Source organism: Pantoea sp. ACRSC, from assembly GCF_022346785.1.
Taxonomy (GTDB): domain Bacteria; phylum Pseudomonadota; class Gammaproteobacteria; order Enterobacterales; family Enterobacteriaceae; genus Pantoea; species Pantoea alvi.
This window is the reverse complement of record NZ_JAKRNN010000005.1, coordinates 85583-106054: the sequence shown is the minus strand read 5'-3', so window position 1 is coordinate 106054 and position 20472 is coordinate 85583. Positions and strand designations below refer to the sequence as shown.

Here is a 20472-nt window from a genome sequence, read left to right as displayed (position 1 = left end):
GCAGCCTGGCGAGAATCAGAGGGTTTCGCCGTTGCTGGCGATCACCTGCTGATACCAGCCGAAGCTCTTCTTGCGCGAGCGGGCGAAATCGCCGCTGCCGTCGTCGTTTTTATTGACGTGGATAAAGCCGTAGCGCTTATCGTACTGGCCGGTGGTGAACGAGACGCAGTCGAGGCAGCCCCACGGCGTATAGCCCATCAGCTCGACGCCGTCATGCGCCACCGCTTTTTTCATCTCGGCGATATGCGCGCGCAGGTAGTTGATGCGGTAGTCATCCTCAATCACGCCGTTCTCATTCGCTTTATCGATAGCGCCAAAGCCGTTTTCGACGATAAACAGCGGCTTCTGATAACGCTCGTAGAGCACGTTCAGCGCATAGCGCAGCCCGGTTGGATCGATCTGCCAGCCCCAGTCGGAGGCGCCGACGTGCGGATTTTTTACCACGCCGTCAAAGCCGGTAATGGGATCGTCAACGCCGCTGGCGTCGTGTTTTACCGCGTTGCTCATATAGTAGCTAAAGCCGACATAATCGGTGCAGCCGTTGCGCAGCGTCTCGGCGTCATCCGCTTCCATCTGGATCTGATAGCCTTTGCGCGCCCACTCTTTCAGGGTGTAGGCCGGCCAGGCGCCGCGCATCTGCACGTCGCTAAAGACATAGCGCTGATGCATCGCCTCCTGCGCCAGCATCACGTCGTCAGGATGGCAGGAGTACGGATAAATTGGCACCATGGCGATCATGCAGCCGATCTGGAAATCGGGATTGATGGCGTGGCCAAGGCTGACCACTTTTGCGCTGGCGACAAACTGGTGATGCATCACCTGGTACATCACCTCTTCCGGCTTCTCGTGCTCGGTAAACACCACGCCGGAGCAGCAGTAGCCAAACAGCGGATACTGCCAGTTGCGCTGGTTATTGATCTCGTTAAAGGTCATCCAGTATTTCACTTTATGCTGATAGCGACGCATTACCACCTCGCTAAAGCGCACAAAGAAATCCACCACTTTGCGGCTGCGCCAGCCGCCATACTCTTTCACCAGATGATAAGGCATCTCGAAGTGGGAGAGGGTGATAACCGGCTCGATGCCATATTTAAGCAGTTCGTCGAACAGGTCATCGTAAAACTGCAGGCCCGCCTCGTTCGGCGTCTGCTCGTCGCCATTGGGGAAGATGCGCGTCCAGGCGATAGAGGTACGAAAACACTTAAAGCCCATCTCGGCAAACAGCGCAACATCCTCTTTAAAGCGCGAGTAAAACTCCACGCCCTGATGGTTGGGATAGTGGTTGCCCGGCTGCACGCCGTCGGTGATAACGCGGCTGACGCCGTGTGAGCCGCCGGTCAGCACGTCGGCGATGCTGACGCCTTTGCCGCCCTGGTCCCAGCCGCCCTCGACCTGATGCGCCGCCACCGCGCCGCCCCATAAAAAGTGTTGCGGAAAGCCTGATTCGTTATGCATACGTCCCTCTCAGCGAAATAAATCTTGCCGCGAGTGTAGCAAAGCAAAAAAGGAAGTCACGCTATAACACCGGCGCGCTGAGGTAATATGTTACGCCGGTAAAACAGCCTGTTTTATTTATTCAGCAGGCGGCCAATAGCTTCGAGAATATACATGACCGGCACCTGCGTGGTGATATCGCAGTTGTCGCTCAGGCGAATTACCGGCACATGGTAAGCCAGGGTGAAATCGCTCATTTTCGCCAGCGAGCTGCTCTCGGAGTGGGTGATCGCCAGGGTCTGACAGTGCCGCAGGCTGAACTGGCTGGCAAGGCGCAATATTTCCGGCGTCTCACCAGAGACGGAAAGCAGTATCGCCAGCGTATTTTCATCCAGATTTCCGCTTACCGGATAATAGGGATCGTCGATATAGTGGCTAAATTTTCCGACGTTAGAGAAAAAGCGCGCGCCATATTTCGCCAGGCTGCCCGACGTGCCTGCGCCAATAAAGAAAATCTGTTCGGCGCGATTAATCATCTCCGCCGCACGGGAAATAAGCTCACTGAATTCGTCGTTATTAATGCTTTTGAAAAAGCTCAGCATTTCGCTGACGCCGACGTTGGCCTGCGCGGGCTGCGCCTGCTGCTGCGCCAGCCGGAAACGAATGCGAAATTCCGACCAGCCGTCGCACTGCATCTTGCGGCAGAAACGCAGCACGGTGGTGGTGGAAACGCCCGCCCGTTCCGCCAGCTCGCGGATGGTCATATAGCTGACGCTTTCCGGGTGCTTGATAATGTCGTGATAAACCTGCATCTCAAGGTCATTCAGGCTGGCAAGGTCGTGATGAGAGAACATCTGCGGGCGCGCTCATAGAAAATGGATCTGCGCGCAGTGTATCAGATTTGCGCTGCGCGGACGGTAACACCCACTCACAGATTAATTTTAGCGTACAAGTGTACTCTCAAAATTTTCCGAGTATGCTGGTGGTCAGAAAATCCACACATCACGTTCAGGAACGCGCCATAATGAATAATCGCTTAGCCGTCCAGGGCTACTCGCTTGCTGAAGAGATCGCCAACAGCATTAGCCACGGTCTCGGCTGCCTGTTCGGTATAGTCGGTCTGGTGCTGCTGCTGGTACAGGCGACTGAAGCCGGTGCCAACGCCATTGCCATCACCAGCTACAGCCTCTATGGCGGCAGCATGATCCTGCTGTTTCTCGCCTCGACGCTCTATCACGCCATTCCTCAGCAGCGCGCCAAACGCTGGCTGAAAAAGCTCGATCACTGCGCTATCTATCTGCTGATCGCCGGCACCTACACCCCTTTTCTGCTGGTGGGGCTAAAGTCGCCGCTGGCGCATGGGCTGATGGTGGTCATCTGGGGGATGGCGCTGGCGGGCATTATCTTTAAGCTCACCATCGCGCACCGCTTCAAGGCGCTGTCGCTGGTGACCTATCTTTGTATGGGCTGGCTGTCGCTGGTGGTGATCTACCAGCTGGCGCTGACGCTCTTGCCGGGCGGCATCTGGCTGCTGGCGCTGGGCGGTATTATCTATTCGCTCGGCGTTATTTTCTATGTGGCGCGGCGCATACCTTATAACCACGCTATCTGGCACGCCTTTGTGCTGGGCGGCAGCGCCTGCCACTTCTGTGCTATCTACTTTTACGTGATGTAACTCGCCGCGGCGGAAGAGGGCCGCGGCCAGACGCTACTCCTCCAGCGAATAGGGCAGCGGCTGAATCAGCAGGCGTCCGCCTTCGTCGCCCTCTACGCGCAGCACGCTCTCTGGTTCCAGATCGTTGTTCATTACCACCTGTACCCACACCTCGCCATCGTCAAGCTGAACGGCGGCCAGTACCGTACCGGTTCGACGCCAGCGCTCGCCCATCTGCAGCTCCAGCGAATCGTTCGCCGCAGGCACCCGGCTCGCCTGCCCGGCCAGCCAGTACAGCGCACGCTTGTTGGCGCCGCGGAATTTAGCGCGCGCCACCATCTCCTGGCCGGTATAGCAGCCTTTTTTAAAGCTGATGGCGTCGAGCGCCTGCAGGTTAGCGGCCTGCGGGATCAGCTGCGCCGCGGTCGCCGGCTCGATCACCGGGATGCCCGCTTCAATATCGAGCGCCAGCCACTGCGCGCTGTCGTTGAGCTGCGCGTCGCCGGCCAGCTTCTGCTGCAGCGCCTGAGCCTGCTCGCGCGTGGTCACGATCAGAAAGCGCTCCGCGGGCGTCGGGAACCACAGCAGCGTGCTCTCCGCCTGCTGCACCACCGGATGGTCGCTGTCCGGCAGGGCGTCAAACAGGCTGGTAAGCGCTGCGCGCGCCTGAAAGCCGGCGACGCCAAGCAGCACCGCGTCATCATCCGGCGCCAGCGTTACTTTCGAAAACACCGCATATTTTTTCAGTTCCGCCAGCTGCGTGTCGCGCAGTTCGCGGCGCACCAGATAGGCGTAACCTTCGCCGCGATGGAACAGGCGCAGATTGCTCCACATTTTGCCCTTAGCGTCGCAGTGCGCCGCCGGGCGATGCTGATCCGCGCCCAGCGCGGCGACGTCCAGGGTAAGCTGGCCTTGCAGATAAGAGGTGCTGTCGGCGCCCTGCACCGATACCAGCGCCCAGCCGTCCAGCGACATCAGGGTTAACGGCAGGCGAGAGGCGGCCACGGGCTGGCGCGGCGGTAAGCTGAAAATAGGCATTGGCTGTCCTGATTAAAAGGTGAGTCCTGAACACAATGTTAAAAGAGCGCACTGGCTTTGCAACCGGTTTACCGAATCAGGCGCACAAATCGCGAGTCGGTTTGCTCACGACGGGCGGTGGCGTGCGGCGTATCGCACAGCACCGCAACGGCCTCGGCAGGCGTGATAAAACCAGGTTACACTAGCCGCACTCTCTGAACCGCGGAAAAATACATATGGATATTCATGACAAATCGCGCATTCACTGGGCCTGCCGTCGCGGCATGCTGGAGCTGGATGTCGCCATCATGCCCTTCTTTAAATATGAATATGACAGCCTCAACGACACCGACAAACAGGCGTTTGTCGCGCTGCTCAAGGCGGACGACCCCGATCTCTTTAACTGGATGATGAATCACGGTGAACCGGCCGATCCGGAGCTGAAGCGCATTGTGCAGCTGATCCAGCAGCGCAACCGTGAACGCGGCCCCGTGGCAATGTAAGCTGCGGCCGTCGCGGCTGGCGCGCCTGCTGCACGGCGTGCTGGCGTCAGGTGCGCTGCTGATTGTGGCAGCTGCGCCGCTGCCCGCCTTTTTCTGGCTGATAAAACTCCCGCTTTTGCTGCTGATGCTGCGCGAGTGTCGGCAGCAGCAGTGCCGTCTGGCGCAGCGGCGCGGAATGCTACAGCATAAAAGTGATGACAGCTGGCAGGGCGGGCGCTGGCGCATCGCCGGGCCGATTCGCTGGCTACCGGGCGCGGCGCTGCTGGTGTTGCGTAGTGAGAAGGGGCGGACGCTCAGACTGTGGCTGCTGCAGGATATGATGCCGGACGCCCGGTGGCGAGCGCTCCGCGCCCGCTTACTCGGCCGCGCGGCTAACGGGTAAGCTGGCCGCTACGGCAGTGCGGCTAAAACTCGTAAGCCGGTGGCTACAGCAGCGCGGCGGTCTCGGTCAGGATCTGCTCGCACCACTGTTCGATGCGCTCATCGGTGACGTCAAACTGGTTCACATCATCCAGCGCCAGGCCGACGAACTGCGAGCCGTCGGCGCTAAGCGGCCTCGGGCTGGTAAATTCATAACCGTCTACCGGCCAGTAACCGACGAATTTTACCCCCATCGGCTGCAGCAGCTCATGCAGCATGCCGAGCGCGTCGAGAAACCATTCGCCATAGCCAAGCTGATCGCCCATGCCGTAGAGCGCGACGATTTTACCGCGCAGATTAAGCGTCGGCAGCTGCGGCCAGATCGCTTCCCAGTCCTCCTGCAGCTCGCCGAAATCCCAGGTCGGAATGCCTAAAATCAGCAGGTCGTACTGTTCCATCAGCAGCGGATCGTCATCTTTCACGTTGTGCAGCGCGACCAGTTCAGCACCAATAAAGTCGCGGATTTTCTCTGCGGCCATTTCGGTATAGCAGGTACTTGAGCCGTAAAAAAGACCAATTTTCATGCAGATAATGCCCGGATTAAGACTGACTTTGGCGCAATTGTATCAGAAGCAGGGCGGATTCAGGCATAATGAGCACGATTTCACCTCAAGGCGGGGATACCGTGCAAGACAGTGACCTGACAGAACAGTTTCTGGATGCGCTCTGGATTGAACGCAATCTGGCGCAAAATACCTTGTCCTCATACCGTCAGGACTTAAAAACGCTGACCGACTGGCTGAGCCATCACGGGCTAACGCTGCTGACGCTGCAAACGGCAGATTTGCAGCAGTTTCTCGCCGAACGGCTGGAAGGCGGCTATAAAGCCAGCAGTTCGGCGCGGCTGCTCAGCGCCATGCGCCGCATCTTTCAGTATCTCTACCGCGAAAAGCTGCGCAGCGACGATCCCAGCACGCTGCTTTCCGCGCCGAAGCTGCCCCAGCGGCTGCCGAAAGATCTCAGTGAGGCGCAGGTGGAGCGGCTGCTGCAGGCGCCCAGCACCGAGATTCCGCTGGAGCTGCGCGACAAGGCGATGCTGGAGCTGCTCTACGCCACCGGGCTGCGCGTCTCTGAACTGGTCGGGCTGACCATGAGCGACGTCAGCCTGCGTCAGGGGGTGGTGCGCGTTATCGGTAAAGGCAACAAAGAGCGGCTGGTACCGCTGGGCGAAGAGGCCGTTTACTGGCTGGAGCATTACCTTGAACATGGCCGCCCCTGGCTGCTTAACGGCCAGACGCTGGACGTGCTGTTTCCCAGCAGCCGGGCGCAGCAGATGACGCGCCAGACTTTCTGGCACCGCATCAAGCACTACGCCGTGCTGGCGGGCATTGACAGCGAAAAGCTGTCGCCGCACGTGCTGCGGCACGCCTTCGCCACCCATTTGTTGAACCACGGCGCTGACCTGCGTGTCGTACAGATGTTGCTGGGACACAGCGATCTCTCGACCACGCAAATTTATACGCACGTCGCCACCGAGCGGCTGCGTCAGTTGCATCAACAGCATCATCCGCGCGCCTGACGCGGACATTAAGGAAAGAAGATGAAGAAATTTCTCCTGCTGGCCCTGTTGGCTGGCGCCTTCAGCAGCGTGGCACAGGCCGATGACGGCGCGATCCTGCAGTCGCTGAAAAAGCTGGGTCTGAAGCAAACGGAAATCGTTCCGTCACCGCTGCCGGGATTTAAAACCGTGCTGACGGAAAGCGGCGTAATTTACGTCACCGAAGATGGCAAGCATATGATCCAGGGGCCGCTCTACGACGTTAGCGGCGCGCAGCCGGTGAACGTCACCAATCAGCTGCTCGACAAAAAGGTCGAGGCGCTGGCGCCGCAGATGATCGTCTATAAGGCGGCAAAAGAGCAGCACGTTATTACCGTTTTCACCGACATCACCTGCGGCTACTGCCGCAAGCTGCATGAGCAGATGGCTGACTACAACGCGCTGGGCATCACGGTGCGCTATCTCGCCTTCCCGCGTGAAGGGCTGCACGGCCAGGTGGAAAACAGCATGAAGGCGATCTGGTGCGCCGCCGATCGCAACAAAGCGTTCGACGAAGCGATGAAGGGCAACGCGCCGCAGATGGGCGCGCCGGACAGCTGCAAGATCGACCTCGACCAGCACTACAAGCTGGGCATTCTCTACGGCATTCAGGGCACCCCGGCGATCCTGACCGACTCCGGCATGATGATTCCGGGCTATCAGGGGCCGCAGGAGCTGAAGCAGGTGTTGGATCAGCAGAAGCGCGGTGGCTAATTGGCGGTGATTAAATCAGTAGAACTGCGGCGGCGCGAGATCGGCGTCGAGGACCAGCTTCCGGCAGATCTGCCGCCGCTGCTTAAACGACTCTATCTGCAGCGCGGCGTGCGCAGCGCGGCTGAGCTGGAGCGCGGCGCGAAGCATCTGCTGCCTTTCACCTCGCTGAGCGGGCTGGATGCGGCGGTGGAGCTGCTGCATCAGGCGCTGCTCGACGGACGCCGCATTATGGTGGTTGGCGATTTCGACGCCGACGGCGCCACCAGCACCGCGCTGACGGTGCTGGCGCTGCGCAGCATGGGCGGCCACAACGTGCAGTATCTAGTGCCTAACCGCTTTGACGACGGCTACGGCCTGAGTCCGGAAGTGGTCGAGCAGGCGCGCGCGCGCGGCGCGCAGCTGATCCTGACGGTGGATAACGGTATCTCATCCCACAGCGGCGTCGCCTGCGCCCATCAGCACGGCATTCCGGTGCTGGTCACCGATCACCATCTGCCCGGCGAAACCCTGCCTGAGGCGGAGGCGATAGTGAACCCCAACCTGCGCGACTGCGCGTTTCCGTCGCGTGCGCTGGCGGGGGTCGGCGTCGCCTTTTACCTGATGATGGCGCTGCGCGCGCACCTGCGTAAGCTGGGCTGGTTTGGCGCCACGCGCGCGGAGCCAAATCTGGCGGAGCTGCTCGATCTGGTGGCGCTCGGCACCGTCGCCGACGTAGTGCCGCTCGACGTCAACAACCGCATTCTGGTGTGGCAGGGGCTGAGCCGCATTCGCGCCGGGAAATGCCGTCCCGGTATTCGCGCGCTGCTGGAGATCGCCAACCGCGACGCGCGCCAGCTGGTGGCGAGCGATCTTGGCTTCGCCCTCGGCCCTCGCCTGAATGCGGCGGGACGGCTCGACGATATGTCAGTGGGCGTGGCGCTGCTGCTTACCGACGATATTACCCAGGCGCGCATGCTGGCTAATGAGCTTGATGCGCTCAATCAGACGCGCAAAGAGATTGAGCAGGGCATGCAGAGCGAGGCGCTGGCGCTCTGCCAGACGCTGGAGCGTCAGCAGACCGAGCTGCCGCTGGGGCTGGCGTTTTACCATCCCGAGTGGCATCAGGGCGTGGTCGGTATTCTCGCCTCGCGGCTGAAAGAGCGCTTTTACCGCCCGGTTATCGCTTTTGCGCCGGCGGGCGACGGCACCCTAAAAGGCTCTGGACGATCGATTCCCGGCCTGCACCTGCGCGACGCGCTGGAGCGGCTCGATACGCTCTATCCCGGCATGATGCTGAAGTTCGGCGGCCACGCCATGGCGGCGGGCCTGTCGCTGGAGGAGGCGCAGTTTGAGGCGTTCCGCCAGCGCTTCGCCGACCTGCTGGGCGAGTGGCTGAGCGAAGAGTCGCTGCAGAGCGTGATCTGGTCAGACGGCGCGCTGCAGCCGGGCGAGTTCAGCTTGCAGACCGCCGAGCTGCTGCGTGAGGCGGGCCCCTGGGGACAGGCGTTTCCCGAGCCCGCCTTCGACGGCAAATTCAAGCTGCTGCAGCAGCGTCTGGTCGGCGAACGGCATCTGAAGGTGATGCTGGAGCCGCTCGGCGGCGGGCCGCTGATTGACGGCATCGCCTTTAACGTCGACACCACTCTCTGGCCCGACAACAGCGTGCGTCAGGTAGAGCTCGCCTTTAAGCTCGATATCAACGAATACCGCGGCAATCGCTCGGTGCAGCTGATTATCGATCACCTCTGGCCGCTGAGTTAACGCGCCTTTATGGCGGATCGGCTGCCGATCCGCCGCCGCTGGCGCGCGACTGAAACCCTACAATCTCACCGCTATTTCAGTTAGACTGCGGGGTTTCCATCCCGACATTCAGCGAAAAGACCCGAAGCCATGTTTGAAATTAATCCGGTTAAAAACCGCATCCAGGACCTCACCGAGCGCAGCGCCGTTCTTAGGGGGTATCTTTGACTACGATGCTAAGAAAGAACGCCTCGAAGAAGTAAACGCCGAACTGGAGCAGCCAGACGTCTGGAACGAGCCTGAACGCGCTCAGGCGCTGGGCAAAGAGCGCTCGTCGCTGGAAGCGATAGTAAGCACGCTCGATCAGATGCAGCAGGGCCTGGAAGATGTAGAAGGGCTGCTGGAGCTGGCGGTGGAAGCGGACGACGAAGAGACCTTTAACGAAGCCGTTGCCGAACTCGACACGCTGGAGAGCAAGCTGGGCGAGCTGGAGTTCCGCCGTATGTTCTCCGGCGAATATGACAGCGCCGACTGCTATATCGATCTGCAGGCCGGTTCCGGCGGCACCGAAGCGCAGGACTGGGCCAGCATGCTGCTGCGCATGTATCTGCGCTGGGCCGAATCCAAAGGCTTTAAAACCGAAATCATCGAAGAATCAGAAGGCGAAGTGGCCGGTCTGAAATCCGCCACCGTGCGCATTTCCGGCGACTACGCTTTTGGCTGGCTGCGCACCGAAACCGGCGTGCATCGCCTGGTGCGCAAGAGTCCGTTCGACTCCGGCGGCCGCCGCCACACCTCATTCAGCTCTGCGTTTGTCTATCCGGAAGTGGATGACGATATCGATATCGACATCAACCCGGCGGATCTGCGCATTGACGTCTACCGCGCGTCGGGCGCGGGCGGTCAGCACGTTAACCGTACGGAATCCGCGGTGCGTATCACCCATATTCCGACCGGCACGGTGACCCAGTGTCAGAACGACCGCTCTCAGCATAAAAACAAAGATCAGGCGATGAAGCAGATGAAGGCGAAGCTGTACGAGCTTGAGATGCAAAAGAAAAATGCTGAGAAGCAGGCGCTGGAAGATAACAAGTCCGACATTGGCTGGGGCAGCCAGATCCGCTCCTATGTGCTGGACGACTCTCGCATTAAAGATCTGCGCACCGGCGTTGAAACCCGCAACACGCAGGCGGTGCTGGATGGCGATCTTGACCGTTTTATTGAAGCAAGCTTAAAAGCAGGGCTATAAGGAACCGACATGTCTGAACAACAACCGCAGAGCGCTGATGCCGCCCTTGAGTTAAATAACGAACTGAAAGCGCGTCGCGAAAAACTCAGCGCGCTGCGTGAAAACGGCGTGGCGTTTCCTAACGATTTTCGCCGTGACGCCACCTCGGACGTGCTGCACGCGCAGTATGACGAGAAGAGCAACGAAGAGCTGGAAGATCTCGGCATCGAGGTCAGCGTCGCCGGTCGTATGATGACCCGCCGCATTATGGGCAAGGCGTCGTTTGTTACCCTGCAGGACGTGGGCGGCCGCATTCAGCTTTACGTGGCGCGCGACGATCTGGCAGAAGGCCTCTATAACGAGCAGTTCAAGAAGTGGGATCTCGGCGATATCCTCGGCGCGCGCGGCAAGCTGTTCAAAACCAAAACCGGCGAGCTGTCGATTCACTGCCACGAGCTGCGTCTGCTGACCAAAGCGCTGCGTCCGCTGCCGGACAAGTTCCACGGCCTGGCCGATCAGGAAACCCGCTACCGTCAGCGCTATCTGGACCTTATCGCCAACGACGAGTCGCGCAACACCTTTAAAATTCGTTCGCAAATCATGGCCGGCATTCGCCAGTTCATGGTCGGCCGCGACTTTATGGAAGTTGAAACCCCGATGATGCAGGTGATCCCAGGCGGCGCCTCTGCGCGTCCCTTTATCACCCATCACAACGCGCTCGATATCGATATGTACCTGCGTATCGCACCGGAGCTTTACCTGAAGCGTCTGGTGGTGGGCGGTTTCGATCGCGTCTTCGAAATCAACCGTAACTTCCGCAACGAAGGCATCTCGCCGCGCCATAACCCTGAGTTCACCATGATGGAACTCTATATGGCCTATGCGGATTACAAAGATCTGATCGAACTGACCGAAAGCCTGTTCCGCACGCTGGCGCAGGATGTTCTCGGCACCACCAGGGTGCCTTACGGCGACCAGGAGTTCGATTTCGGCAAGCCGTTTGAGAAGCTGACCATGCGCGAAGCGATCAAAAAGTACCGCCCGGAAACCGATCTGGCGGATCTGGATGATTTCGATAAAGCGGTAGCGATCGCCAGTGCTATCGGCATCAAGGTCGAGAAGAGCTGGGGCCTGGGCCGCGTAGTCACGGAGATTTTCGAAGAGACGGCGGAAGCGCATCTGATTCAGCCGACCTTCATTACCGAGTACCCGGCAGAGGTGTCGCCGCTGGCGCGCCGCAACGACGAGAACCCGGAAATTACCGATCGCTTCGAGTTCTTTATCGGCGGCCGCGAAATCGGCAACGGCTTCTCCGAGCTGAACGATGCGGAAGATCAGGCGGAGCGTTTCCAGCAGCAGGTTAACGCAAAAGATGCAGGCGACGACGAAGCGATGTTCTACGACGAAGATTACGTGACGGCGCTGGAGCACGGTCTGCCGCCGACGGCGGGTCTGGGCATCGGCATCGACCGTATGGTTATGCTGTTCACCAACAGCCATACCATTCGCGACGTGATCCTCTTCCCGGCGCTGCGCCCGACCGCGAAGTAAAAGCACGCCAACCTTCTGGCCCTTTTAGCAGCGCATAAGCTTAAAACGCGGCTGGCCCTGCCAGCCGCGTGAGCCTCAGACCAGCAGCCATCAGGGCCGGATTTTCCGGCCTTTTTCTTTAAGACTTCACCACGCCATTCAGCCAGGCCTCGAAACGCGCATAGGGCACGTAGAGCGCGACATCGCGGTAGAGGGTTTTCCCGCTCTGGTTATCATCAATACGGCTGCTGTAGCCGACGATCACCCCCGCCAGGGTATCGTCTGAGGCGTTATAGACCGCACCACCCGACATCCCTTTCACCACGCCCGCACTGGCCGCCACCACCACGCACTCCGCCTTGTTCCAGCTGTTCGCCAGCGAGGTATTGATCAGGTTCTGCCCGCTGGAGCTGACCGGCATCGCGCTGATAAAGCTATAGCCGTAAAGATTGACCCTGTCGCCGATGTGGCTGTTACGAAAGCGCGGCGGCAAATGGGTCCCGGCATTCTTGTGGTAGACCACAGCGAGATCGCACTCTGGATGCCAGGCCTTAACGCGATAAAGCGAAAATTTGGCGACGTGCGCGGCGGTCAGGCTGTACTCCGCCGTCAGCGGGATGGTGGTGCCCAGCGTCCCCAGGCCAAGCGCGGTGGGAATGCCGGTATAGGTCATATCGACGCGCTTTTGCGCTTCGCTGCTGTACTCATAGTGGCCGACGGAGCAGCCGCTGAGACAGAGCGCCGTCAGGGCGATTAGCCGTTGCATATTCTCTCCCCGCATAAGAATGGCTTTACATTACCGGATAACGCATCTGGTGTATCGGCAACTTGCGCCATTCCTTTACCTGATTGAATCCAGAAGAAAAACGCGCCTTTGCGCCGCGCGCCTCGCCTCTGTTATTCAGCGTAGCGCGAAAAAAGGCGAGGTATTGTTAAGATTCCGTCACGCGTCCGGCGCCTTATTGTTGCGCCAGCGGCAAAAGATCCTTGCCGCACGCAGGGTATATGCAGGCTGACGGCTATGATTTAATACTCAGTGTGACGAAGTTCAAATATTTATAATCGTCCGCGCCCGGCGTCCGCTGCGGCGTTCACCTGCATATCGATTGGGAGAGTGTGTTATGCCTGTTGCTTTACTGGCGCTGGCGCTGAGTGCGTTTGCGATTGGAACCACCGAGTTCGTCATTATGGGCCTGCTGCCCGAGGTGGCGGGCGATCTGCGGGTCTCGATCCCGTCGGCTGGCTGGCTGATCAGCGGCTATGCGCTGGGCGTCGCCATCGGCGCGCCGATTATGGCGCTGTTGACCGCCAGGCTGCCGCGTAAAAAGACGCTTATCCTGCTGATGAGCATCTTTATTATCGGCAACGCCCTCTGCGCGCTCGCCTACACCTACAACCTGCTGATGATGGCTCGCGTGATTACCGCACTCTGTCACGGCGCCTTCTTCGGCATCGGCGCCGTGGTGGCGTCGAGTCTGGTGGCCCCGAGCCGTCAGGCGTCGGCGGTGGCGCTGATGTTCACCGGCCTGACGCTGGCGAACGTGCTGGGCGTGCCGCTCGGCACCTGGTTTGGTCAGCTGTTCGGCTGGCGCGCCACCTTCTGGGGCGTCGCCATTATCGGCGTATTCGCCTTTATCGCGCTGATTATCAGCCTGCCCACCAATAAAGAAGAGAAGCCGGTGCATCTGGCAAGCGAAATCAGCGCGCTGGCCAACGGTAAACTGTGGCTTTCGCTGCTGATGACGGTCTTCTTTGCCGCGGCGATGTTTGCGCTGTTCAGCTATATTGCGCCGCTGCTGCTGCAGGTAACCGGCATCAGCGCGCGCGGCGTCAGCTGGACGCTGTTCCTGATCGGCGCCGGTCTGACCGTGGGCAATATTCTCGGCGGCAAGCTGGCGGACTGGAAAGTCTCCTTTAGCCTGATTTTAAGCTTCTCGCTGATCGCCATCTTCTCACTGCTGTTTAGCTGGACCAGCCATGCGCTGTGGCTGGCGGAGGTGACGCTGTTCCTGTGGGCAATGGCGACCTTCGCCACCGTACCTGGCCTGCAGATCAACGTGGTGCGCCACGGCAAAGAGGCGCCGAATCTGGTGTCGACCCTGAATATCTCCGCTTTTAACGTCGGCAACGCGCTGGGCGCGTGGGTCGGCGGCGCGGTGATCGGTCACGGCTACGGCCTGACCGCCGTGCCGGTGGCCGCCGCCGCGCTGGCGGCGGTGGGTCTGGTTATCTGCCTGATCACCTTCCGCAAAGCGGGCGGCAACGCCGCCGCGGTGCGCGCTTAAGCGAGCCGTTCGGCGATGCGTTGAGGAAAGTCGGCCACCTGCGCCTGCAGGTGGTCGACAAAGGCCGCCACCAGCGCCGACGCGGGGCGGTGCAGCGGCCGCACCAGGCTGACGGTAAAGGGCACCGCGACGCTGAACCTGCGCATCACCACGCCGCTGTCGGCATAGTCGAGCGCCGTCAGCGGATTCACCACCGAAATTCCCACCCCCGCGCGCACCATGGCGCAGACCGACGCCGCGCTGTGCGTCTCCAGCGCCAGCCGGCGCTCCACGCCATTCTCATGAAACAGCGTATCCAGCAGCTGGCGATAGCTGTCGGCGCGCGACAGGCTGACATAGTTCTCACCGGCGAAATCCTGCGGCGTCAGCACCGCGCGCGCGCAGAGCGGATGCCCCTGCGGCAGCACGCACACCTCGTCGCAGGTCAGCAGCGGCAGCCGCTCCGTGCCGGCGGGCGCATGCTGGGTTTCCGTCAGGCCGAGATCGTAGCGCTGAGCCGACAGCCACTCCTCCAGCAGCGGCGACTCCTGCGGGATAATATTCAGGCTGACGTCGGGATAGCGCTGCATAAAGGGCTGCACCAGCGGCGGCAGCAGCGACTGCGAAAAGACCGGCAGGCAGGCGATAGACAGTTCGCCCTGACGAAACTGACGCAGCCCGTCAGCCGCTTCCATAATGCGATCCAGCCCGTACCAGGAGCGCTGCACCTCTTCGAACAGGCGCAGTCCCTGCACCGTGGGCTGTAGCCGACCGCGCACGCGGCTAAAGAGCGTTAATCCCAGCTGCTTCTCCAGCCGCGCCAGCTCGCGGCTGACGGTGGGCTGGGAGGTGTTCAGCAGCGCGGCGGCCTGCGTCAGATTGCCGCTGGTCATTACCGCCTGGAAAATCTCTATATGTCGCCAGTTTATTTTCGCCATGGTCAGCCATATCCATTTTGCATAGAGGCTATTAAAACAGATATTTTTCAGCATGGCACGCGTCTGGCTTAATAGGGATAACTCACAGGAGAATCCTTATGCCACGCGCCTTAACCGACCACACCACCGCGCTTAACGCCGCGCAGCTGCTGCCGCTGGCGCAGCAGTACAACGGCCCGTTCTGGGCCTATGACGCCCAGATTATTGAGCAGCGCATCGAACAGCTGCGCGCCTTTGACGTGGTGCGCTTCGCGCAAAAAGCCTGCTCCAATATTCATATTCTGCGCCTGATGCGCGCGGCGGGCGTTAAAGTCGACTCTGTGTCCCTCGGCGAAATCGAGCGCGCACTGGCGGCGGGCTTTCAGCCGGGCGGCGACGATATCGTCTTCACCGCCGACGTTTTTGACCGGCCGACGCTGGCGCGCATTGCCGAACTCAAGGTGCCGGTCAACGCCGGCTCGGTGGATATGCTGCATCAGCTGGGCCAGGTGTCGCCAGGGCACGCGGTGTGGCTGCGTATCAACCCCGGCTTCGGCCACGGCCACAGCCAGAAAACCAATACCGGCGGTGAAAACAGCAAGCACGGTATCTGGCACAGCGAGCTGCCGCAGGCGCTGGCGGCGATCAACGCTTACGGGCTGCGCCTGATCGGGCTGCATATGCATATCGGCTCCGGCGTCGATTACGGCCACCTGCAGCAGGTGTGCGACGCGATGGTGGAGCAGGTAATCGCGCTGGATCACGATCTGGAGGCGATTTCCGCCGGCGGCGGCCTCTCCATTCCTTACCGTTTCGGCGAAGAGGCGATCGACACCGCCCACTATTTTGGCCTGTGGGACGCGGCGCGCCAGCGTATCGCCGCTCACCTCGGCCACGCCGTTAAGCTGGAGATCGAGCCAGGCCGTTTTCTGGTTGCCGAGTCAGGCGTGCTGGTGTCGCAGGTGCGCGCGGTAAAAGAGATGGGCAGCCGCCACTTCGTGCTGGTGGATGCGGGCTTCAGCGATCTGATGCGTCCGTCGATGTACGGCAGCTATCACCATATCTCGCTGCTGGCGGGCGACGGTCGCGCTATCGACGAGCAAACACAACGCGAAAGCGTGGTTGCCGGGCCGCTGTGCGAGTCGGGCGACGTCTTTACCCAGCAGGAGGGCGGCAAGGTAGAGACGCGCACGCTGCCGGCGGCGCAGCCAGGGGACTATCTGGTGTTTCACGATACCGGCGCCTACGGCGCGTCAATGTCCTCTAACTACAACAGCCGCCCGCTGATCCCGGAAGTGCTGTTTGAGCAGGGCAAACCGCGCGAAATCCGCCGCGCGCAGACCATTCAGGAACTGCTGGCGCTAGAGCTGAACTGAGGCGCCGGGTGAAAATTCTCTCTTTGCGCGACGCGCCGCAGCTGGCTGGTCAGGTAACCGACTGGCTGTGGCGCGCCTTTGACGCGGATAACAGCCGCGATTTTATGGCCAGCGTGGTGGAGAGTTCGCTGGGCGAGGCGGAGTTTCCCGTCACCTTCGTTGCCGTCGACGACGCGGGCAGGGCGCTGGGTACGGTGGGCTTCTGGCGCTGCGATCTGATCGCCCGTCAGGATCTCTTTCCCTGGCTGGCTGCGCTCTACGTTGATGAGCGCGCGCGCGGCAGCGGCCTGAGCGTGGCGCTGCAGCAGCATGTGATCGACTATGCGCGCCAGCGCGGCCACCGCAGCCTGTGGCTCTGGTCAACTTTCGCGGGCTATTACGAACGCTGCGGCTGGACGCCGGCGGGCGAGGCGCTCGACTATCCCGCTAAAAAGGTCATGCTCTACCGGCGCGAGCTTTAGCCCGGCCCGCTTACCGAATGGCGCCGCACCAGCGTCGGGCTGAACATATTGGTCACCTCCGGCAGCGGCTGCGCGTGGGCCAGCGCCAGCGCCAGCTCCGCCGCCTGCTGCGCCATGGTGACGATGGGATAGCGCACCGTGGTCAGGCGCGGACGCACGTAGCGCGACACCAGCACGTCGTCGAAGCCGATCAGCGACATCTCTTCCGGCACGCGCACGCCGTTGTCGCTCAGCACCGCCAGCGCGCCGGCGGCCATCGAATCGTTATAGCAGGCCACGGCGGTAAAGCTGCGGCCGCGTCCCAGCAGCTCGGTCATCGCCTGCTCGCCGCCCACTTCATCCGGTTCGCCAAAGGTCACCAGCCGATCGTTGCTGGGCAGGCCGTGCTCTTTCAGCGCGTCGTAGTAGCCCTGCAGACGATCTTCGGAGTCGGAAATCGGGTGGGTCGAGCAGATAAAGGCGATATTCTGATGGCCCTGCTGGATAAGGTGGCGCGTCGCCAGCCAGGCGCCGTAGCGGTCGTCAAGGGCGATACAGCGCTGTTCAAACCCCTTCAGCAGCCGGTTCAGCAGCACCATGCCGGGCATCTGCTTCATCAGCAACTCCAGCTCGGCGTCGGGAATCTTCTTCGCATGCACCACCAGCGCGGCGCAGCGATGGCGCATCAGCTGCTCAATCGCCTGACGCTCTTTTTGCTCATTGTGGTAACCGTTACCAATCAGCAAAAAGTTGCCGGTCTGCCCGGCGATCTCATCAACCGCCTTAACCATTGCGCCGAAAAAAGGGTCAGATACGTCGCCGACCACCAGGCCCAGGGTTTCCGTTGACTGCTGCGCCAGCGCGCGCGCGTTGGCGTTGGGATGATACTGCAGCTCCTCCATCGCCTGGCTGACGGCCTGGCGCGAACTCTCGCTGGCCTTAGGCGAATTATTAATTACACGGGACACCGTCGCGACGGAAACACCCGCCAGTCTGGCAACATCCTTAATCGTAGCCATGCCTCGACCTGCTTTAGGGAAAACGTTTACACATGGCAGCAGTGTTACGGAAAAGGCGGTCTGTATCAAGCTGACAGAATGTCTGCGCCGTCGCAAAAAGGGGCAAAACTCCAGGCTTAACCCGGCGAGGGGTCGCATGCTATCCTGCATTTTTCCCTTACCTGCCGTAAATAAAACCATGAAAAAGCGAGTGCCACATCTGGCGCACTGGGGCGCATTCACCGCCGTTACTGAAAACGATCGCCTGACTGGCTGCGAGCCGTTCTTCGCCGACGCCGATCCGTCGCCGATGCTGAACACCATTCCCGAGCTGGTCTACTCCGACAAGCGTATTCGGCAGCCGATGGTGCGCCGCTCCTGGCTGAAGTCGCGCGAAAAAAGCGACCGTACGCTGCGCGGCCGCGAAGATTTTGTCGCCGTCGACTGGGAGACCGCGCTGGATCTGGTGGCGGAGGAAAACCGCCGCATCCGCGAACGCTACGGCGCCTCCGGCATTTTCAACGGTTCTTACGGCTGGTCGTCGGCGGGCCGCGTCAACCACGCGCGCACCCTGGTGCGTCGCTTCTATTTTCAGGGCGGCGGCGGCGTCGACCAGCAGGGCAACTACAGCTGGGGCGCGGCGCAGTTCTTCCTGCCCTATGTGATCGGCACCTATATGCCGCTGACCGGCCGCGTCACCGACTGGCCGCAGGTGGTTGAGCACGCGGAGATCTTCGTCGCCTTCGGCGGGCTGGCGCTGAAAAATGCACAGGTGGCGTCAGGCGGCGCAGGCCAGCACAGCCTGAAGCCGGCGCTGGAGCAGCTGGCGGCCAAAGGCACGCCGGTGATCAATATCAGCCCGATGCGCGACGACTGCCCTGAGTTTGTTAACGCCGACTGGATCCCGATTCGTCCCAACACCGACGTGGCGCTGATGCTGGCGCTCGGCTACGAAATTGCCCAGCGCAACGCGGTGGACGAGGCGTTTCTCGCCAGCCACTGCACCGGCTGGCCGCAGCTGCGCGCCTATCTGCTGGGGGAAAGCGACGGCGTCGCCAAAACCGCCGGCTGGGCGAGCCGCATCACCGGCATTGCGCCGGAGCGCATTGTTCAGCTGGCAGAGCAGCTGATCGGCAAGCGCAGCTTTATTACCTGCTCCTATTCGGTACAGCGCGCCCATCGCGGCGAGCAGCCTTACTGGATGATGATCGCGCTCTCGTCGATGCTTGGCCAGCCGGGCCTGCCGGGAGCGGGCTTCTCGTTCGGCCACGGTTCAATGAACAGCGTCGGCAATCCGCGTCAGGACGGCCCGGCGCCGCTGATGGCCACCGGCCCCAATCCCTCCGGCCTGTCGATTCCGGTGGCGCGCATCAGCGATATGCTGCTTAATCCGGGCCAGCCTTACAGCTTCCAGGGCGAGACCCTGACCTATCCCGATATCCATCTGGTGCACTGGGCGGGCGGCAATCCCTTCCACCACCATCAGCAGCTTAACCGGCTGGTAGAGGGCTGGCAGAAACCGGACACTGTGGTGGTGCAGGATATCGTCTGGACGCCGGCGGCGCAGATGGCGGATATCGTACTGCCCGCCACCACTACGCTGGAGCGCAACGATATCGGCGGCTCCTCGCGCGACCGCTTTGTGCTGGCGATGCATCAGGCGATCAGGCCGCAGCACCAGGCGCGTAACGACTTCGATATTTTCGCCGATCTCGCCGAGCGCCTCGGTTATCGCGAGCAGTTTACCGAGGGGCGCGACGAGCGGCAGTGGATCGAATACCTCTACCAGCAGTGTGCGACGGCCCATGCGCGCAAGGGGATCGATTTCCCGGCGTTCGCCGAGTTCTGGTCGCGCGGCTTCGTCGAGATCCCGGAGGGAGGCAAGCCCTACGTCTTTATGGAGGATTTCCGCGCCGATCCCGCGCGCAACCCGATCAAAACCGCCAGCGGCAAGATCGAGCTTTTCAGCCAGACCATTGCCGATTACCAGCTGGCGGATTTCGCCGGTCACCCCGAATGGCGCGAGCCTCAGGAGTGGCTGGGCGCCTCGCTGAGCGAGCAGTTCCCGCTGCATATGATCTCTGTGCAGACGTCGGATCGGCTGCACAGCCAGCTTGACGCTACGCCGACGGTGCAGGGCAACAAAACCGCCGGCCATGAAACCCTCTATATGCATCCGCAGGATGCAGCGGCGCGCGCTATCGCCGACGGTGAGGTGATTGAGGTGCGTAACGCGCGCGGCGCGATGCTGGCGGGCGTGCGCCTTACCGACGGGCTGACGCCGGGCGTGGTGATCGTCGCCACCGGCGCCTGGTTCGATCCCGGCTTCGGCGCAGAGTGGCAGCCGTTCGACCGCGCGGGCAACCCCAACGTGCTGACGCTGGATATCGGCACCTCGTCACTGACGCAGGGGCCAAACGCCATGAGCTGCCTGGTCGAGATCAAAAAGCATGTGGATTGCAAAATCGCGTAACAATCACATGGCTGGTTACATTTTGCCGGACACTGTTGCGTTTAGGTGATGGCAGCCCGTTTCGCGGCCTTGCTACAGTCAGGGTCCCAGAGGTATTGATGGGTGAACATCAATAGATTTTCTTGATTACACCAACCTGCGCAGATGCGCAGGTTTTTTTTGCCTGACGCGCCGATTACGAACTGATACACAGTTTTCCTGTTAACGGCGTAGCGCTTTCTTTATAACTGCTCGCGTGGATATTTTTT

19 protein-coding genes are annotated in these 20472 nt (G+C 60.9%); 12 read left to right on the top strand and 7 right to left on the bottom strand.

All coding sequences use genetic code 11. The features are described 5' to 3' along the window. Window positions 1-15 precede the first annotated feature (15 nt). Together MHZ97_RS07740 and MHZ97_RS07735 are read right to left on the bottom strand one after the other, a co-directional pair. On the bottom strand, window positions 16-1455 hold the full coding sequence (locus MHZ97_RS07740) for a 6-phospho-beta-glucosidase (RefSeq protein ID WP_239314247.1): 1440 nt from the start codon (window positions 1453-1455) through the stop codon (window positions 16-18). 113 nt (window positions 1456-1568) lie between these two features. Next, the gene (locus MHZ97_RS07735) at window positions 1569-2288 is read right to left on the bottom strand and encodes a MurR/RpiR family transcriptional regulator (protein ID WP_239314246.1); all 720 of its coding nucleotides are present in this window, start codon (window positions 2286-2288) and stop codon (window positions 1569-1571) included. A 170-nt stretch (window positions 2289-2458) separates the two neighbouring features. Between MHZ97_RS07735 and MHZ97_RS07730 the strand changes: the two genes are divergently transcribed. Continuing rightward, window positions 2459-3109, top strand: coding sequence for a hemolysin III family protein (locus tag MHZ97_RS07730; RefSeq protein ID WP_103794777.1), 651 nt, complete (start codon window positions 2459-2461; stop codon window positions 3107-3109). Window positions 3110-3142: 33 nt separating this feature from the next. Here the strand turns inward: MHZ97_RS07730 and ygfZ are convergent, their stop codons facing one another. Beyond that, window positions 3143-4126, bottom strand: coding sequence for a tRNA-modifying protein YgfZ (ygfZ, locus tag MHZ97_RS07725; RefSeq protein ID WP_103794778.1), 984 nt, complete (start codon window positions 4124-4126; stop codon window positions 3143-3145). A gap of 215 nt (window positions 4127-4341) precedes the next feature. Here ygfZ and sdhE point away from each other — a divergent pair, with 215 nt between their 5' ends. Both sdhE and MHZ97_RS07715 read left to right on the top strand, forming a co-directional pair. After that, a complete protein-coding gene (sdhE, locus tag MHZ97_RS07720) occupies window positions 4342-4608 on the top strand; it encodes an FAD assembly factor SdhE (protein ID WP_103794779.1) in 267 nt (88 codons plus the stop codon). Beyond that, entirely contained in the window at window positions 4583-4990 is a 408-nt protein-coding gene (locus tag MHZ97_RS07715; RefSeq protein WP_239314245.1) for a protein YgfX, read from the top strand. Before sdhE ends, MHZ97_RS07715 begins: the two co-directional genes overlap by 26 nt. Before the next feature lie 43 nt (window positions 4991-5033). Here the strand turns inward: MHZ97_RS07715 and fldB are convergent, their stop codons facing one another. Next, window positions 5034-5552 (bottom strand): flavodoxin FldB, encoded by a 519-nt coding sequence (fldB, locus tag MHZ97_RS07710; protein ID WP_239314244.1) that lies wholly within the window; start codon window positions 5550-5552, stop codon window positions 5034-5036. A 68-nt stretch (window positions 5553-5620) separates the two neighbouring features. Between fldB and xerD the strand changes: the two genes are divergently transcribed. The 5 genes from xerD to lysS all read left to right on the top strand — a co-directional run bounded on the left by xerD (window position 5621) and on the right by lysS (window position 11777). Further along, a complete protein-coding gene (xerD, locus tag MHZ97_RS07705; RefSeq protein WP_374044266.1) occupies window positions 5621-6547 on the top strand; it encodes a site-specific tyrosine recombinase XerD in 927 nt (308 codons plus the stop codon). A gap of 21 nt (window positions 6548-6568) precedes the next feature. Next, the gene (dsbC, locus tag MHZ97_RS07700) at window positions 6569-7279 is read left to right on the top strand and encodes a bifunctional protein-disulfide isomerase/oxidoreductase DsbC (protein WP_103794782.1); all 711 of its coding nucleotides are present in this window, start codon (window positions 6569-6571) and stop codon (window positions 7277-7279) included. Between the two features lie 6 nt (window positions 7280-7285). Then, a complete protein-coding gene (gene recJ / locus MHZ97_RS07695; protein WP_239314292.1) occupies window positions 7286-9019 on the top strand; it encodes a single-stranded-DNA-specific exonuclease RecJ in 1734 nt (577 codons plus the stop codon). Window positions 9020-9148: 129 nt separating this feature from the next. Beyond that, a protein-coding gene (prfB, locus tag MHZ97_RS07690) for a peptide chain release factor 2 (protein WP_103794783.1) occupies window positions 9149-10247 on the top strand; the annotation gives its coding sequence in 2 pieces (ribosomal slippage) (window positions 9149-9223 and window positions 9225-10247; 1098 coding nt in all). 9 nt (window positions 10248-10256) lie between these two features. Next, window positions 10257-11777 carry a lysine--tRNA ligase gene (lysS, locus tag MHZ97_RS07685; protein ID WP_103794784.1) on the top strand — a complete coding sequence of 507 codons (1521 nt, stop codon included), beginning with the start codon at window positions 10257-10259 and terminating at the stop codon, window positions 11775-11777. Window positions 11778-11895: 118 nt separating this feature from the next. Here the strand turns inward: lysS and MHZ97_RS07680 are convergent, their stop codons facing one another. Further along, window positions 11896-12522, bottom strand: coding sequence for a serine protease (locus tag MHZ97_RS07680; protein WP_239314243.1), 627 nt, complete (start codon window positions 12520-12522; stop codon window positions 11896-11898). Between the two features lie 355 nt (window positions 12523-12877). On the opposite strand from MHZ97_RS07680, the gene MHZ97_RS07675 reads away from it, so the two are divergent. Continuing rightward, the gene (locus MHZ97_RS07675) at window positions 12878-14041 is read left to right on the top strand and encodes an MFS transporter (RefSeq protein ID WP_239314242.1); all 1164 of its coding nucleotides are present in this window, start codon (window positions 12878-12880) and stop codon (window positions 14039-14041) included. Here the strand turns inward: MHZ97_RS07675 and MHZ97_RS07670 are convergent. Beyond that, window positions 14038-14958 (bottom strand): LysR family transcriptional regulator, encoded by a 921-nt coding sequence (locus tag MHZ97_RS07670; RefSeq protein ID WP_239314241.1) that lies wholly within the window; start codon window positions 14956-14958, stop codon window positions 14038-14040. The genes MHZ97_RS07675 and MHZ97_RS07670 overlap by 4 nt on opposite strands. Before the next feature lie 98 nt (window positions 14959-15056). Between MHZ97_RS07670 and lysA the strand changes: the two genes are divergently transcribed. Together lysA and MHZ97_RS07660 are read left to right on the top strand one after the other, a co-directional pair. Then, window positions 15057-16313, top strand: a complete 1257-nt coding sequence (gene lysA / locus MHZ97_RS07665) for a diaminopimelate decarboxylase (RefSeq protein WP_103794787.1) — start codon at window positions 15057-15059, stop codon at window positions 16311-16313. An 8-nt stretch (window positions 16314-16321) separates the two neighbouring features. Then, the gene (locus MHZ97_RS07660) at window positions 16322-16774 is read left to right on the top strand and encodes a GNAT family N-acetyltransferase (protein ID WP_239314240.1); all 453 of its coding nucleotides are present in this window, start codon (window positions 16322-16324) and stop codon (window positions 16772-16774) included. Here MHZ97_RS07660 and galR read toward each other — a convergent pair. Next, window positions 16771-17772 (bottom strand): HTH-type transcriptional regulator GalR, encoded by a 1002-nt coding sequence (gene galR / locus MHZ97_RS07655; RefSeq protein WP_103794789.1) that lies wholly within the window; start codon window positions 17770-17772, stop codon window positions 16771-16773. The genes MHZ97_RS07660 and galR overlap by 4 nt on opposite strands. A gap of 178 nt (window positions 17773-17950) precedes the next feature. On the opposite strand from galR, the gene MHZ97_RS07650 reads away from it, so the two are divergent. Then, window positions 17951-20224, top strand: coding sequence for a molybdopterin guanine dinucleotide-containing S/N-oxide reductase (locus MHZ97_RS07650; protein ID WP_239314239.1), 2274 nt, complete (start codon window positions 17951-17953; stop codon window positions 20222-20224). Window positions 20225-20472: the final 248 nt, after the last annotated feature.